The sequence below is a fragment of the Pseudonocardia autotrophica genome (assembly GCF_003945385.1).
Lineage (GTDB): Bacteria > Actinomycetota > Actinomycetes > Mycobacteriales > Pseudonocardiaceae > Pseudonocardia > Pseudonocardia autotrophica.
This window is the reverse complement of record NZ_AP018920.1, coordinates 7,095,906-7,110,729: the sequence shown is the minus strand read 5'-3', so window position 1 is coordinate 7,110,729 and position 14,824 is coordinate 7,095,906. Positions and strand designations below refer to the sequence as shown.

Sequence of the window (14,824 nt, the reverse complement as noted above, 5' to 3'; positions counted from 1 at the left end):
GCCTGTGGACATCTCACTCGAGGTCAATGGTATTCCCGAACAGCTGAGCGTCGAGCCGGGTGTGACCCTTCTCGACGCACTGCGCGAACGGCTCGACGTCACCGGCCCAAAGAAGGGCTGCGACCGGGGGCAGTGTGGTGCGTGCACCGTGCACGTCGACGGCCGCCCGGTTCTCGCCTGCCTCACGCTCGCCGCCACCGTGCGCGGACAGGTCACCACGGTCGAGGGGCTCGCCCCCGGCGACGGGCTGCACCCGGTCCAGCAGGCGTTCGTCGACCAGGACGCGATGCAGTGTGGTTTCTGCACGTCCGGTCAGGTCATGTCTGCGGTGGCCGCCGTCGAGCAGGACGTGCCGGACGTCCGCGAGTTCATGTCCGGCAACCTGTGCCGCTGCGCGGCCTACCCGAACATCGTCGCGGCGATCGAGCAGGCGAGGCGATCCGATGCGACCGTTTGAGCTGACCGCGCCACAGACCCTCGACGACGCGCTCGCCGCCCCCGGGATGTTCCTCGCCGGTGGGACGACGCTGATCGATCTGATGAAACTCGACGTCCTCACCCCACCGCAGGTACAGGACATCGACGCGCTCCCGCTGCGCGGCATCGACACCACCGACGGTCTGCGGATCGGTGCGCTGGAGCGGATGAGCGATCTCGCCGCACACCCCGGGGTCCCTGCGGTGATCACCCGGGCGCTGCTGCAGAGCGCATCCCAGCAGCTGCGGAACATGGCCACCATCGGCGGCAACCTGCTGCAGCGCACCCGCTGCGGCTATTTCCGCGACGTCACCTCGCCGTGCAACCGGCGGGAACCCGGTTCCGGCTGCCCGGCGATCACCGGATCCAACCGGATGCACGCGGTGCTCGGCACCAGCGACTCCTGCGTGGCCACCCACGCCAGTGACCTTGCGGTCGCGCTGGTCGCACTCGATACGCGGGTGCGGTTGACCGGCCGCGACGGGGAGCGCACCGTCGCGCTCGCCGACCTCTACCGGACGCCCGGTGTCACCCCGGAGGTGGAGCACGACCTGCGCCCCGGCGAGCTGATCACCGAGGTCCTGGTGCCACCGCTCGGCGACGGCGTCCGGTCCACCTACGTCAAGGTGCGGGACCGGCAGTCCTACGAGTTCGCGCTCTGCTCGGCGGCGGTCACGGTGCGGGTCCGGGACGGCCGGGTGAGCGACGCCCGGATCGCGGTCGGCGGGGTCGCCACCGTGCCGTGGCGGCTGCCGTCGGTGGAGGCGGCGCTGCGCGGGGCACCGGCGACCCCGGAGTCCTTCGAGGCCGCGGCGGCGACGGCGGCCGACGGTGCCCGGCCACTGTCCGGGAACGGGTTCAAGGTGCCGCTGGTGCGGCGGACGGTCGTCCGTGCACTGCTCGAGGCCACGCAGGGGGATCGGACATGACCGGACGACTGGACGCCGCGCCGAAGGTCACCGGTGCCGCCGGATACGGGTCGGACCGCACGCTGCCCGGCATGCTGTACGGCCACGTCGTGCTCAGTACCGTCGCACACGGCGAGATCACGGCCATGGACGTGGCGGCGGCGCGGGCGTCGTCCGGCGTGGTCGCGGTCTACACGCCGTTCGAGCCGCTGGAGCTGACCACGCCGCAGCACCCGCTCCTCGGGGGCACCTGGGTGCCGTTGCAGGACACCGACGTCGCCTATCACGGCCAGCCGATCGGCTTCGTCGTCGCGGAGACCTACGAGCAGGCCAGGGACGCCGCGATGCTCGTCGGGGTCGGTTACCGGACCCGGCCCGCGTCGACCTCCCTGGATGACGGCCTGGCCGCCGCCGAGGACGGGCCGCCCGCGATGGACGGCTCCCCGCCGTCGCTCGCGGTACTCGCGCCCGGCGTCGAGTCCATCGACGACGCGCTGGCCGACAGCGCCGTCGTCGTCGACGCGACCTACCGCACCACGATGCAGAACCACGCCGCGATGGAGCCGCACTCCGCCGTCGCGATCTGGGAGTCCGGCCGGCTCACCGTGCACAGCGGTACCCAGGGCGCCGACCTGCAGGCGGACTCCCTGGCGCAGGCGCTGGGCCTGGACCCGTCGATGGTGCACGCGGTGAACCCCTATGTCGGTGGCGCGTTCGGCGGCAAGGGACAGACCGCGGTGCCCACCTTCCTGGCCGCCGCGGCGGCCCGCGAGCTGGGCCGGCCGGTCAAGGCCGCGCTGACCAGGGAGCAGGTCTTCACCGCCACGGCGAACCGTCCGTCGACCGTCCAGCGGCTGCGGCTGGGGGCGGAGAAGGACGGCACGCTGGTCGCGGTGCAGCACGAATCCTGGTCGGCGACGACGATCGACCGGGGGTTCGTCGAGCCGACCTCGCACGGCACCTCGCGGCAGCTCTACGCCACCCGGAACCTGGCGATCAGCCAGAAGATGGTTCCGCTGAACATTCCGCGGACCACCTTCATGCGTGCCCCCGGCGAGGCACCCGGCTCGTTCGCGCTGGAGAGCGCGATCGACGAGCTCGCCGTCGCGCTGGGCATGGACCCGATCGAGCTGCGCCGCCGCAACAGCTCGGTCGCGCCCCCCGGCCGGGACCTGCAGTGGTCGAGCAAGCATCTCGACGAGTGCTTCACCGTCGGGGCCGCCCGGTTCGGCTGGTCCGCGCGCACCCCGGGCGGGCGGGTCGACGGCGACTGGCTGGTCGGCCTCGGCACGGCCACCGCGATGTTCCCCGCGCTGCGCTTCCCGGCGTCGGTGCGGATCACGCTGCGCGACGACGACACGGCCGAGATCGCGACCAGCGGGGCCGACCCGGGGACCGGGTTGCTGACCGTCCTGGCGGTGCTCGGTGCCGAGTCGCTCGACGTGGCCCCCGACCGGGTCGTGCCCCGGCTCGGTGACTCGGCGCTGCCGGCCGGCGGCATGTCCGGTGGTTCGACCGCCACCGCGAGTGCCGGCTCGGCGATCATGGTGGCCGCGCCGCTGGTGATCGACGAGCTGGTGGCGCTGGCGACCGCACCGGATGGTCCGTTCGCGGGCCGCGAGGTCTCGTACGCCGACGGGCGGCTGCTCGCCGCCGACGGTCGCAGCCTCACCTTCGGGGAGGTGCTCCGGGCGGCCGGGCGGACATCGGTCGCCGCCATCGGGTCGTCCGCCGCCGGTGAGGAGATGACCAAGCACTCGTTCAGCTCGTTCGGGGCGCAGTTCTGCGAGGTGCGGGTGCACCGGTGGACCCGGGAGATCCGGGTGTCGCGGATGCTCGGGGTGTTCGACGCCGGCCGGATCGTCAACGAGCAGGCGAGCCGCAGCCAGATCATCGGCGGCATGATCTGGGGGGTGTCGGCCGCCCTGCACGAGGGCCTGGAGATCGACGCGGACGGCCGCCTCGCCAACGCCGATCTCGCGAGCTACCTGATCCCGGTCAACGCCGACATCCCCGAGGTGGACGTCGAGTTCGTGCGTCGTCCGGACACGCTGCACAACCCGGTCGGGGCGCGCGGCATCGGGGAGATCGGCATCGTCGGCATGGCGGCCGCGGTCGCGAACGCCGTGCACGACGCGACCGGGATCCGGGTGCGGCACCTGCCGATCGGGATCGAGGACCTGCTCGAGGGATGAGCGCAGGCGGGACCCGTCGCGCGGCCGGACCCCGGTCGTCGGCGGGTCCCCCGGTCGTGGGGCGGGCTGCGGTGCCCGTCACCAACGGCGGAGTCGGTCGTTTCTGTTACAGACGCTGCCAAGTGATGCGTAAAGAGGCGCAGAGCAGCGTGTGTAATGGAGGCTCCCCATGCCACGACCCCATCGCCGCCGGACGCTGCTCGCCGTGACCGGCGCCGCTCTGCTCACGTCGGTGATCGTGGCCGGTCAGGCCGTCGCGGCCGCACCGGTCCCGATCCCTCCCCTGACGCCGTCGCCGTTCCCGGTCGCCGCGCCGTCCGATCTGCCGTTGCCGCCTCCGACGCTGCCCGACGAGATGTTCGCGCCGGTGGACCGGCCCGGGCCGGAGCTGAGCGTGCCGGAGGCGGAGCTCGACGCCGCGGTCCGCTGTACCGCCGACGCGGCCGGTGCCGACCGCAACGTCGTGCTCTTCGTGCCGGGCACCACGCAGACGCCGGAGGTGAACTTCGGCTTCAACTGGTTCCCCGCGCTCGACGCGCTCGACCGCCCGTACTGCTCGGTCACGCTGCCGAACAATGCGATGACCGACACCCAGACGGCGTCGGAGTACGTGGTGCACGCGATCCGGCACGTCCACGAGATCAGCGGCCACCGGGTCGACGTGGTCGGGCACAGCCAGGGTGGGACCGAGCCCCGCTTCGCCCTGCGGTTCTGGCCCGATCTGCGCGAGATGGTCGACGACTACATCGCGCTGGGATCGACCAATCACGGCAGCATCGTGATCAACGCCGCGCTCTGCACGCCGGCCACCGGCTGCGCCGAGGCCCTGTGGCAGCAGACGCTGAACTCGCACTACACGCAGGCGATCAACTCCTACCAGGAGACCTTCGCCGGTATCTCCTACACCCAGATCTACACCAGGACCGACGAGTTCGTTCAGCCCAACCTCGACGACAGCGGCACCACCTCGCTGCGCGGCGGTGACGGCGAGATCACCAACGTGGCGCTGCAGGACGTCTGCCCCGCCGACGTGGCCTCCGAGCACCTGGCCGTCGGCACGTACTCGCCGGTCGCCTACGCGCTGGCAATGGACGCGATCGACCACGACGGCCCGGCCGATCCCGGCCGGGTGGATCGCAGCGTGTGCACGGAGCTGTTCATGCCGGGGGTCGATCCGCTGACCTTCCCGGCCGACTACGCCGCGGTCGCCACGTTGATCGCCGAGCAGCTCGCGCTCGCCCCGAAGGTCGGTAGCGAGCCGGCCCTGCGCCCGTACACCCTCGCCGAGCCCGCGGACGGCTGACGGGGTCCGGGCTCTGGACGGCCGCAGAATCGGCGCCGGAGGCGCTGGTGAGCCCGTGACCGGCGCCTTCGGCGACGCCGGGTCCCTATACTCGGCGGCGCCGGGCTCCCCGGGGCACCACCTCCGGGGAGCAGCGACGGCGCCGACGGAGGTGACGCTCGATGGCGAGTGGCGTGAACTTCGGCCACCGTGCCGGGGACCCGTCGGGCTCCATCCGTGTCGCCAGCTCCGACGTCGAGGAGGCGACGGAACGGGTGGGGCAGGTGTTCCACCCGCACCAGCTGACGCGGGTGGGGCCGGTGAGCCACTTCCACGCCGACCTGAACGCGGTGTCGGTCGGGGCGATGGTCAGCGGGCGGTTGCGCTACAACAGCAACAGCGACCTCTACTGCCCCAATATCGACGGCTACCACGTCAACGTCCCGCTCACCGGCCGGCTGTTGTCGATCTCCCGTGGCCGGCGGACGACGGCACCTCGCCGCCGGGCACGGCGGCTTCAGTGACGACGTCAACGGTGCCGCCAGTCCGCTCCTGCGCGTCCAGCTCGTCGATCACTGCTTCGGGCAGTCGGAGCCCGGTGGCCGTCTTGCCTTTTGCTCGATCGTGGTTCTCAAACCGACCATGGGCCCTCCCACGCCGCCTACCTGAAGAACCGCTCACGACGTGAGCGGTCCCAGGAAACCTCACATCGCCGGGTGTGACGTCCGATGGCCGGCCGGTGGCGAGGCGGATCCACGCGAACTGGCGTCAGACCGATGGTTGTCGGGCGAGCAGGCCGGCGGGGTCGTTGCTGTAGGCGACCATCCAGCTGGGCTCGATGCGATACCACACGCTCTCGTCCCAGAACAGGTTGTCGGTGTCGTCGTCGTAGTGGTCGACGAGGTGGTCGCGGACTGCCGGCCAGGCGGGATCGCTGCTCGTCCCCTCGGGGTTCAGCGGAACGGCGTGCCCATGCGTGAAGATGCCGAGCTGCTCGCCGCGCATGAAGGTCGCGCTGATGCCGGGCCGCGCCGCAAGATGCCGGGCTTTCGCGGCCTGACGGTGGGTGCCGATGATCCAGCGGCCGTGCAGGAGGTGCCCGTCGGCGCCGCTGATGCGTGGCTCACCCCGGCGGGTGACCGTGGCGATGGCCAGGGTGCACATGCCTTGGCAGATTCGGACGACCTGTTCGGCGTCCAGGGTCCGTTCACCTGCTCGGATGATCGATGTGAGGTGGCTGCTGGAGCCGGCCAAGGACGTGTCGAGGAGAACTTGGAGAGCGTGCAGCTCATCAGGTGCTTCGAACACCCGGCCAGGAGATCAGAAGCCACCGACAATGACGGCTCGGTGCGCGGTCGCCGATGAGAATCCGGCGCCGGTGTGGTGTCCCGGCTGACCCGGCCAGCATCGAGAACACGCGCCGGAGTTGGTACTCCGAGGTGAGGGCGACCGCGGCGAGCTCCCGGACGGGGACGTCGTGGTCGAGATGTTCTTCGATGGCGTCCATCGCGCGGTTCCACAGCTCCATGTCCGATCCCTTCTGTCAGCGGCCAGTCCAGACTCCCCGTAGGCGGCCAGTTATCTCCCCGGTGATGGCCAGCGTTCTCCCCCGCTGGCGGCCAGATATCTCCCCGCTGAGTCCCTGATCGACACCGCAGGCAAGGGTCTGTGGGTGAAGCGGAACGAGGAGATCGTGGAGATCTTGGAGGCATACGACCTCACCGGCAGTTACCGCGCTGCCGCCGAGTTGGCAGGCTGCGACCACCACACGGTTCGGCGTTATGTGCTGCTGCGCGAGTCCGGGCAGCCGCCGGTAGCTCGCGAGCACCGGGCCCGACCGATCGACGACTACCTGGACAAGGTCGAGGAGTTGGTGGCCCGCTCGAACGGTCGGGTCCGCGCCGATGTCGTGCACGAGCGGATCACGGCGATGGGCTTCACTGGCGGTGAGCGCACCACTCGGCGCACTGTCGCCGAGACCAAGGCCCGGCTGCGGGCCGGGCAGCGGCGGGTGTTCCGGCCGTGGGTGACCGAGCCTGGACTGTGGCTGCAGTGGGACTGGGCGGAGGGACCGCGGGTCGATGGCCGACGCACGTGAGCTTCCCCCGGTTTCCCGGAGTGCGGGTTACCTGTCGGCGTCGCGCTGAGCGCGACGATAGTCGTCCTCGTACTCGTCGGGTGAGAGCCCGCCGAGGCGGGCCTGGATCCGGCGCGGGTTGTACCAGCCGTCGAGGTAGCGGATCAGGGCGTGCTCGGCCTCGCGGCGGGTCGCGAACGTCGTACCCGGCCAGTACAACAGCTCGATCTTGATCGTGGACCACAGGTTCTCCGCGAGCGCGTTGTCGTAGCTGTCCCCTGTGGACCCCGTCGACGGGGCGACACCTGCGTCGACCAGGCGCTGGGTGAACCGCAGCGCCGTGTACTGGGCGCCCTTGTCGCTGTGGAAGATCCACTTTCCGGGTCGGAGGTCCCGCGACCGCAGGGCGTGGTTGAGCGCGGTCAGCACCAGCGCGGTGGTGGCGCGCGGGTCGGTGGCCCAGCCGACCACCCGGTTGGAGAACGCATCCCGCACGCTGGCGAGCCACAGCACACCCTCGCCGGTGACGATCCTGGTCAGATCGGCCACCCACACCCGGTTCGGCGCGGCGGCGGTGAAGTCGCGTTCGAGCAGGTCCGGAGCCGGGCGGTGGGCCGGGTTCTGCCGGGTCGAGCCGTGCTTCCATCCGCGGCGCAGATGCGCGCCCTGCAGGCCGTGCTCGCGCATGATCCGCTCGACTCGCTTGCGCCCGACGTGCACGCCCTGGCGGCGCAGCTCCAGCCACACCCGCGGTGATCCGTAGGCGGCGGCGAACTCGCTGACCGATCGGATCTTCACGATCTGCTCGAGCAGCACCGCGTCGTCGAGGTCGCGTCGCGAAGGGTTCGCTCGGCGGGCGCGCCAGTCGTAGTAGGTCGAGACGGGGATGCCCAGGACCCGTAGTACGAGACCGGCGGGGAAGTCATGGGTGTCGACGAAGCTCATGACCACCTCCGGGTCGGGCCGATCTCGCTGGCGAAATAGGCGCTCGCCGCGCGCAGGACCTCGTTGACCCGCCGCAGCTCGGCGTTCTCCTTCGCCAACCGGCGGTTCTCCGAGACCATGTCGGTCGTCGGCCGATCATGCCGCTCTCCGTCGTCGGCCTCCGCCTGTCGGACCCAGTGCCGCAGGGCCTCGTGATGGACGCCCAGCTGCTCGGCGAGCCTGCGGAACGAGGGCCGCGGGTCGGACTCCCGATAGAGTCGGACTGCGCGTTCCCGCAGCTCATCGGGGTACTTCTTCGGTGCGGGCACCAGTGCCTTCCTTCCTGGTTCTCAAGATCGAACCAGTCTTCAGACACTCCGGCAAAGCGGGGGAATCTCAGACCAGGGCCCCGGCAAAGTCAGGATGAGCGACTGCTGACCTGCGGCGACACGCGGGCGTAGGTACGAAGGCGGGCACGGGGCCCGACGTGATCATGAGGGTGTCGAAGTCCTTGATCACGTCAGGAAGCCCGTGCCCGCGTTGTCAGTGTCCCCGATCGTTGCTGCCTGGATCAGGTGGAGGTCGACCTCGATGAGGTGATCGCCACCGCTGCGACCGAGCCGGCGCCAGCTGTGATGTTGTCGCTGGTAGAGGCGTTGTCGCAGGTTCCCGACCCGCGCAAAGCGCGAGGAGTACGCCACGACGTGCTCGCGGTGCTGCTACTCGGGGCGTGTGCGGTGCTCTCGGGCGCACGGTCGTTCGTAGCAGTGGCCGAGTACGCCCACGACGCCGGCCGAGCGGTGCTGGCCGCGCTCGGCGTGGGCGCAGTGGTACCGCACGAGTCGACCCTGCGCCGTGTCCTGCAGCAGGTTGACCCCTCTGCGCTGGAGGCTGCGTTGCGGTCCTGGGTGCTGGCCCAGCTGCGCACCCGAGCCGTGCCGGTGGGCACACCGCGGCGTGAGCAGCGTCGGGTGCTCGCACTGGACGGCAAGACCCTGCGCGGCGCCCACGTCCGCGCCCTCGACGCTGGTGTCTACCTGCCGCATCTGGTGTCGGTGCTCGACCAGCACAGCGGCGCCGTACTGGGCCAGGTCGGCGTGTCCGACAAGGGCAGCGAGGTCACCGCGTTCACCACCCTGCTCGACGAGTTCGACCTGGCCGGCGTGCTGGTCACCGCCGACGCACTGCACACCCACCGTGGCCATGCCGAGTATCTGCACGCCCGCGGCGGGCACTACCTGATGACGATCAAGGCGAACCAGCCGCGGCTGCTGGCGCGGGTCCGGGCGCTGCCCTGGACCGACATCGGGGTCGCCGCCCGGGAGCGCGCCCGCGGCCACGGCCGGGTCGAGACCCGTACGGTCAGCGCGGTCAGTCTGCACCCCTGCCCCGATCGGGGCGGCGAGTTCTTCCCGCACGCCGCCCAGGCGATCAAGCTGGTGCGCCGGCGTCGCCCGCTGCGACCGGGCGGACGGTGGAAGACCGTGACTGTGTACGCGATCACCAGCCTGACCGGTTTCGACGCCGACCCGGGCCTGCTCGCGCGCTGGATCCGCGGCCACTGGGGCATCGAGAACCGGTTGCACTGGGTCCGCGACGTCACCTACGACGAGGACCGCTCCGCGGTCCGCACCGGGAGCGGTCCTCAGGTCATGGCCGCCTTCCGCAACCTTGCGATCACCGCCCTGCGGCTATCGGGTGCGACCAACATCGCCGCCGCGCTGCGTCACCACGCCCGCGACACGCTCCGACCGCTGGCCACCTACAAGATCACCTGACGACTTTGCCGGGACCCTGGGTCGTGCGCCGGCGGTGAAGCTTACGGGTCCAAGAGCGCGGCGAAGCAGGGGTGCGAGTCCGTGCTCCACGCCGCCACCGGCGCCTCGATCGTCGAGGTCGACAAGGAGGCCGATACGCGGGAGCCGTCAGCCCGACCTACACGATGGAGATGCACTCCGGCGCGGGGCGCGTCCGGATCACCGTCGAGCCAGACCTTCGCCGCCGGGGAGCGTCCGAACTACTTCGAGCCCGACGACCGCGGCTGGCGACAGACGTACCCGGGGCGCCGCTACCTGCGAAGTACCTCGCCGAGTTCGGCAACCAGGCGAGGAGGCTCAGCCGCCTCCCCGAACAGCGCCTTGAGCCATCGCGCTATGGAATGGCTCGGGAGGTGGCGATTCTCGGTGCGGCCGAGTGTTTGGCGGTGTGTACCCGTAGCTGTGCAGGATCGCCAGCTCGCGGGGGGCGCCGTCCAGGAGCTGGACCGAGCGGATGCCGAGGTCGCGCAGAACCTGCGCGGCGACCTCGGCGGGCTCCTGCTCGGTGGGCCCGCGCCGACACTCGAAGAGCCCACAACCGCGAGCTCGACCTACCGAGCGGGTGTAAACGACGAGGCCGCGTCCGGCAGCTGCGATCGTGGACAGCGCGTTCTGCAGCCGCCGGCGGCAGCCGCAGGACAGTGAGCCCAGCACGTCTCCGGTCAGACACTCGGCGTGCACGTACACCGGGAGCTGCTCACCCTCGCTCACGGTCCCGGTGAGCAGCGCGATGTGCTCGGCGCCGTCCACCAGACCCCGGTACCCGATCGCCCGGAAGCCACCGTGCGCGGTGGGGAGCGTGGTCACCGCGACCCGAGCGACCTGCGGCTCGTGGCGGCGCCGGTAGGCGATCAGGTCAGCGATGGAGATCAGGACCAGATCGTGCTCGGTGGCGAACCGCTGCAGTTCGGGCCCGCGGGCCATCTCTCCCGGCAGGTCCCGGCTCACGATCTCGCATAGCGCGCCAGCAGGTCGCATCCCCGCCAGCCGTGCCAGGTCAACGGCGGCCTCGGTGTGCCCTGGTCTGCTGAGCACCCCCCCGGCCCGCGCCAGCAGCGGGACGACGTGGCCCGGGCGGGTGAAGTCCGAGCCATCCGAAGCCCGGTCGGCAAGGGCCGCGACCGTGCGGGCGCGATCCCGCGCCGAGATGCCCGTGCCTACACCGGTGGCGAGGTCGACGGTTACCCGGTACGCGGTGCCCATGCGGTCTCTGTTCGTGGAGTGCATGGGAGGCAGGCCGAGCCGGTCGCACTCCGCGGCGGGCAGGGCGACGCAGACGTAGCCGGACGTGTGCTGGACGGTGAACGCCACCAGCTCGGGCGTTGCGCACTCTGCCGCGAAGACGAGGTCGCCCTCGTTCTCCCGATGCTCGTCGTCGACGACGATCACTGGTCGTCCCGCCGCGATGGCGTCCAGCGCGCGGCCGACCCGGGCGAGGGCCGCGCCCGCGCCCGCGGTCTCGATGGCGATGTTCACGGCCACTCCTTCCCGGTCCCTAGAGAGCGGCAAGTCGGCGGAACCGGCTGCCGTGGAACACCAAGGGCGGTGCCGCGGGCTCGGCCCGCAGGCCGTGGATCGTCAGCAATACGATCGCGTGGTCCCCGGCTGGTACCTCGGAGTGCACCGAGCAGTCCAACCACGCCGTCGACCCGCGCACGAACACCGCGCCGCCGCTGCTGGCCTCCCAGTCCACGCCGGCGAACCGGTCACCCTCCTTCAGCGACAATGTCCGGCACGCCAGGTCGTGGGACTCGGCGAGCACGCTCACTCCCAGCCGCGGCTGCCCGCGCAGTCGCGGCCAGGTGGTGGATGTGTCCTGGATGCACACTGACACCAGTGGCGGGTGCACCGACACCGAGGTGAACGAACTTGCCGCCAACCCCACCGGTAGGCCGTCGAGGAGGGCGCACACCGCGGTCACTCCGGATGGGAAGCACCCGTACGCCTGTCGTAACCGGGCCGGATCCACGGCCGTCGGATCAATCTCGATCATCCTGTCAGCACTCCACGTCGGCGGCCGGTCACTGGCCGGTGAGGTTGTTCGATGCGGCGCGGCGATGAGCAGCGCCGCTCCGTAGATCTCCGTGGTTGATCACCCGCCCCACCGACGTCTGCAACGGGGTGAGAAAGCCCGGAGTCGTCAGTACGTGCCGGGCCATAAGCGCTGCCCGCCAGCGGCTGACTCGACTTCGTCAGGATGGTGACCGCGTGGTTGGCGCCGTCGACCTCGATCTCGTCACTGTCGGCGGTCACGAGTGCGCCGGCGCCACCGCCATAACCGTCGGCTCGCCGTACTCCCGGGCGGTGGTGCGTGCGACCGCATGCACCACCTCACTCGTGCAGCAAGGAGGCGACCTGCGCGTACCCCGCCGCAAGCTGAGCACAGCTGGTCGCATCAATCGGCCAGAGGGCCGACCACCGGCGTCCACGGCCAGGAGTGGGACTCGACGATCACGCCGTTGACGCTGAACGGGTCCTCCCCGATCCGCTTGGCCAGTTCGGTCTCGTCGGCTACGTCGTAGACGAGCAGACCGCCCGAGCCGTCGCGGAACGGGCCCGCCTGCCGCACGACGCCCTGCTTCACCATGTCCTGCAGGTACTCCCGATGCAGCGGACGGATCTCGTCGAGCAGGCGGGTGTCGTCGGTGTAGCGCCAGACCACCGCGAACAGCGCCATCAGGGCTTCCCTCCGGTCAGGAACTCCAGCGCGAGGGCGTTGAAGGTCTCGGATTGCTCCCACTGCGGCCAGTGACCGGCGTCCTTGATCACCTCGAACCGCGCGTCGGGCATCTTGGCCGCCATGTTCATCCCGGCTGCGGCGGGACCGGACGGGTCGTCGCTGGTCCAGACCACGAGCGCCGGGCCGGTCACCGCGGCGAGCTCGGCGTCGGTGACCAGGTTGCGCTCACGGATCTCCGGGTCCTGCAGGCACAGGATGTGGCGCATCGACTCGGCGAAGCCGGGACGGGCGTAGATGGCGCGCCGGATGTCGACGAGCTCGTCGGTGACCGTCGACGGGTCCGCCATCAGCCACTCCAGCCGGGCCCGGATCCGCTCCTCGGTCGGGTCGTCCGCGGCGGCCTGGGACAGGCTGCGGATCCGCTCCATCACCTCGGGGGTGGCCATGGTGCCTCCCGGGGTGTTGAGCACGATCCTTCTCACCCGGTCGGGGTGCGCGGCCGCGTACTTGAGCGCCACCCAGCCGCCGAGCGACTCGCCGGACAGATTCGCGCGGTCGACCCCGAGTGCGTCGAGCAGTCCGTCGAGGTGCGCGACGTAGTCGGGCAGCTCGAGGTCTCGGGTGGTGTGGGTGGTGTAGCCGTGGCCCGGGTACTCGTAGGCGATCACGCGGAAGCGCTCCGCGAGCGGCACGATGTTGTGTGCGTACGCCTCGAGGTGCCCGCCGGTGCCGTGCATGAGCACCAGCGGTTCACCTTCCCCTGCCTCCAGCACTCGGGTCCGCCACTGCCCGACCTGCACATACCTGATGCTGAGCTCGAGGCCCGCGAGCGCGGACCACACCGAGGGGCGGCTCACGCCGTCACCGGGGTCTTCAGCGCCGCCAGGACATCGGCGCTGCTGCCAACCTCGCCGAGCATCCGCAGGCTGTCCAGTGACGCTTGGTGGACCTCGGGCGTAGCAGCGCTGCTGGCATCGGAGACGACGATCGTGCGGTAACCGAGATCGCCGGCGCTGCGCGCGGTGCTCTCGACCGACATGTTGGTGGCCACGCCGGTGATCACGACGGTGTCGATGCCACGGCCGCGCAGCACGGGGTCCAGCTCGCTGCCGACGAACCCGCTGACCCGCTGGTGCGTCACGACGAGGTCGCCGTCGAGCGGGGTGAGATCGTCGACGATGGCGGCAGCCGAGGTGCCGTCGACCAGGCAGCCCTGCTGGCCGACCATCGCGAGCAGCGGGAAGTTGCCCACGAGGTCGCCGTAGCCGGGCTGGAACGCCACCCGGGTGTAGACGACCTGGGCGCCTGCGTCGCGGGCGGCGGTATGCAGGGTCTTCGTGGTCGGCACGATGCCGACCGCGGTGGCCTGCTCGGCGAAGATGGCGCCGAACGCGCCCTCCGGAGTGATCACGTCGTTCTGGTAGTGCACCGCGATGAATGCGGTCCGGGGTGGGTCGAGTTCCATGGCAATGCCTTTCGGGGGGTGGTGGGGTCTCAGGTGAGGGAACGGGCGGTGGTCAGCCCGAAGCCGGCGATCCACTCGGGGATCGCCTCGTAGAAGGATGTCTCGACCTCGTAGCGGCCCGCCGCGCCGAGCGCGGCGTAGGCCGCGATCCACGTGCGCACCTCGTGCGAGGAGTGCCCCGCCTGCTCGACGAACCAGTCGTTGGGCCAGGCGTCGATCCGCTCCAGGTCTCCGGAGGCGAGCACGTCAAGCAGGGCGGTGTCCCACTCCGGGTTGAGAGGCATCAGGTCCGACATGCCGGCGGCGAACGCGCCGACCGCGTCGACGACCCTGGCCTCGCGGACAGCGCGCTCCTCGGCCGTCGGGTTGCGGCCGGCGATGAGCCGCTCGGCCACGGCAGGCGGGGCGCCCGCGAACTGCGGTACCGGTGGGTCGTGCGACAGCCCGCCGGACCCCATCAGCAGCACCCGCTTGTCCAAGGCAGCCGCACCGCGTCCGATCGCTTCACCGAGCAGGCGGATGCGAGCGACCGGGCTGAGCGGCTCGGCGACGCAGTTGATGAAGACCGGGACCACCGGCAGCCTGTCGATGGCGCCGAGGAGCAGCTCCAGAGGCTGGGTGAAGCCGTGGTCGACCTGCATGCGTTCAGAGATCGCGATGTCGACGCCCGCAGCGAGGACCTCGCGCGCGAGGCTGCGTGCGGCGTCGGCGTCGACCGGCAGGGGGCCCTTCGGCATGCCGTAGTCACCGACTGATTCGGCTGCGGCGCCGATGCAGAACGGCGGCATCATGTCGTAGAAGAAGCCGTTGTAGTGGTCCGGTCCGAACAGGATCACGAGTTCGGGGTCGTAGTCCCGGACGAATGCGCGGGCTCGGTCGAACGCGGCCTCGACCCGGGCGGTGACACCGGTTGCGGGCTCAGCCTGAATCCACCGGTTCTGCTTCGGATTGATCTTCGCCTAGTTGTTGATCTTCGATTCCGGGTGTGGGCATGAGGGT

Annotated in this window: 16 protein-coding genes and 1 pseudogene; 7 read left to right on the top strand and 10 right to left on the bottom strand. The window is 70.7% G+C overall.

What is annotated here, in order from left to right; all coding sequences use genetic code 11:
- Nucleotides 1–4: 4 nt before the first annotated feature.
- From Pdca_RS33180 to Pdca_RS33160, 5 genes are all read left to right on the top strand, one after another.
- Nucleotides 5–457: a (2Fe-2S)-binding protein gene (locus tag Pdca_RS33180; RefSeq protein ID WP_085915493.1), complete on the top strand. Its 453-nt coding sequence runs from the start codon at nt 5–7 to the stop codon at nt 455–457.
- Entirely contained in the window at nt 444–1,406 is a 963-nt protein-coding gene (locus Pdca_RS33175) for an FAD binding domain-containing protein (protein WP_085915492.1), read from the top strand. Before Pdca_RS33180 ends, Pdca_RS33175 begins: the two co-directional genes overlap by 14 nt.
- Nucleotides 1,403–3,580 carry a xanthine dehydrogenase family protein molybdopterin-binding subunit gene (locus Pdca_RS33170; RefSeq protein ID WP_085915491.1) on the top strand — a complete coding sequence of 726 codons (2,178 nt, stop codon included), beginning with the start codon at nt 1,403–1,405 and terminating at the stop codon, nt 3,578–3,580. The genes Pdca_RS33175 and Pdca_RS33170 overlap by 4 nt, the downstream gene beginning before the upstream one ends.
- Before the next feature lie 169 nt (nt 3,581–3,749).
- Nucleotides 3,750–4,883 (top strand): lipase family alpha/beta hydrolase, encoded by a 1,134-nt coding sequence (locus tag Pdca_RS33165; protein ID WP_085915490.1) that lies wholly within the window; start codon nt 3,750–3,752, stop codon nt 4,881–4,883.
- A gap of 161 nt (nt 4,884–5,044) precedes the next feature.
- Complete coding sequence (locus tag Pdca_RS33160; protein ID WP_085915489.1) at nt 5,045–5,386, top strand: AraC-like ligand-binding domain-containing protein; 342 nt, start codon at nt 5,045–5,047, stop codon at nt 5,384–5,386.
- Nucleotides 5,387–5,630: 244 nt separating this feature from the next.
- Here the strand turns inward: Pdca_RS33160 and Pdca_RS33155 are convergent, their stop codons facing one another.
- Together Pdca_RS33155 and Pdca_RS36185 are read right to left on the bottom strand one after the other, a co-directional pair.
- Entirely contained in the window at nt 5,631–6,170 is a 540-nt protein-coding gene (locus Pdca_RS33155) for a pyridoxamine 5'-phosphate oxidase family protein (RefSeq protein WP_085915488.1), read from the bottom strand.
- Nucleotides 6,154–6,390 (bottom strand): AraC family transcriptional regulator, encoded by a 237-nt coding sequence (locus Pdca_RS36185; RefSeq protein ID WP_085915487.1) that lies wholly within the window; start codon nt 6,388–6,390, stop codon nt 6,154–6,156. Before Pdca_RS36185 ends, Pdca_RS33155 begins: the two co-directional genes overlap by 17 nt.
- Before the next feature lie 144 nt (nt 6,391–6,534).
- Between Pdca_RS36185 and Pdca_RS33145 the strand changes: the two are divergent.
- A pseudogene (locus Pdca_RS33145) lies at nt 6,535–6,957 on the top strand (IS21 family transposase); the annotation flags it as partial.
- A gap of 30 nt (nt 6,958–6,987) precedes the next feature.
- On the opposite strand, the gene Pdca_RS33140 reads toward Pdca_RS33145, so the two are convergent.
- Complete coding sequence (locus Pdca_RS33140) at nt 6,988–7,884, bottom strand: IS3 family transposase (protein ID WP_125911654.1); 897 nt, start codon at nt 7,882–7,884, stop codon at nt 6,988–6,990.
- A complete protein-coding gene (locus Pdca_RS33135) occupies nt 7,881–8,192 on the bottom strand; it encodes a transposase (RefSeq protein WP_166665882.1) in 312 nt (103 codons plus the stop codon). Before Pdca_RS33135 ends, Pdca_RS33140 begins: the two co-directional genes overlap by 4 nt.
- A gap of 306 nt (nt 8,193–8,498) precedes the next feature.
- Between Pdca_RS33135 and Pdca_RS33130 the strand changes: the two genes are divergently transcribed.
- Nucleotides 8,499–9,641: an ISAs1 family transposase gene (locus Pdca_RS33130; protein WP_085916858.1), complete on the top strand. Its 1,143-nt coding sequence runs from the start codon at nt 8,499–8,501 to the stop codon at nt 9,639–9,641.
- 336 nt (nt 9,642–9,977) lie between these two features.
- Here the strand turns inward: Pdca_RS33130 and ribB are convergent, their stop codons facing one another.
- The 6 genes from ribB to Pdca_RS33100 form a co-directional block, all read right to left on the bottom strand.
- Entirely contained in the window at nt 9,978–11,156 is a 1,179-nt protein-coding gene (gene ribB / locus Pdca_RS33125) for a 3,4-dihydroxy-2-butanone-4-phosphate synthase (RefSeq protein ID WP_232021327.1), read from the bottom strand.
- Between the two features lie 19 nt (nt 11,157–11,175).
- Nucleotides 11,176–11,673: a flavin reductase family protein gene (locus Pdca_RS33120; RefSeq protein WP_085916853.1), complete on the bottom strand. Its 498-nt coding sequence runs from the start codon at nt 11,671–11,673 to the stop codon at nt 11,176–11,178.
- Nucleotides 11,674–12,075: 402 nt separating this feature from the next.
- Nucleotides 12,076–12,357: a YciI family protein gene (locus Pdca_RS33115; RefSeq protein ID WP_085916854.1), complete on the bottom strand. Its 282-nt coding sequence runs from the start codon at nt 12,355–12,357 to the stop codon at nt 12,076–12,078.
- On the bottom strand, nt 12,357–13,217 hold the full coding sequence (locus Pdca_RS33110) for an alpha/beta fold hydrolase (protein ID WP_085916855.1): 861 nt from the start codon (nt 13,215–13,217) through the stop codon (nt 12,357–12,359). Before Pdca_RS33110 ends, Pdca_RS33115 begins: the two co-directional genes overlap by 1 nt.
- Nucleotides 13,214–13,825 (bottom strand): cysteine hydrolase family protein, encoded by a 612-nt coding sequence (locus Pdca_RS33105; RefSeq protein ID WP_085916856.1) that lies wholly within the window; start codon nt 13,823–13,825, stop codon nt 13,214–13,216. Before Pdca_RS33105 ends, Pdca_RS33110 begins: the two co-directional genes overlap by 4 nt.
- Nucleotides 13,826–13,854: 29 nt before the next feature.
- The gene (locus tag Pdca_RS33100; RefSeq protein ID WP_232021756.1) at nt 13,855–14,754 is read right to left on the bottom strand and encodes a 3-carboxyethylcatechol 2,3-dioxygenase; all 900 of its coding nucleotides are present in this window, start codon (nt 14,752–14,754) and stop codon (nt 13,855–13,857) included.
- Nucleotides 14,755–14,824: the final 70 nt, after the last annotated feature.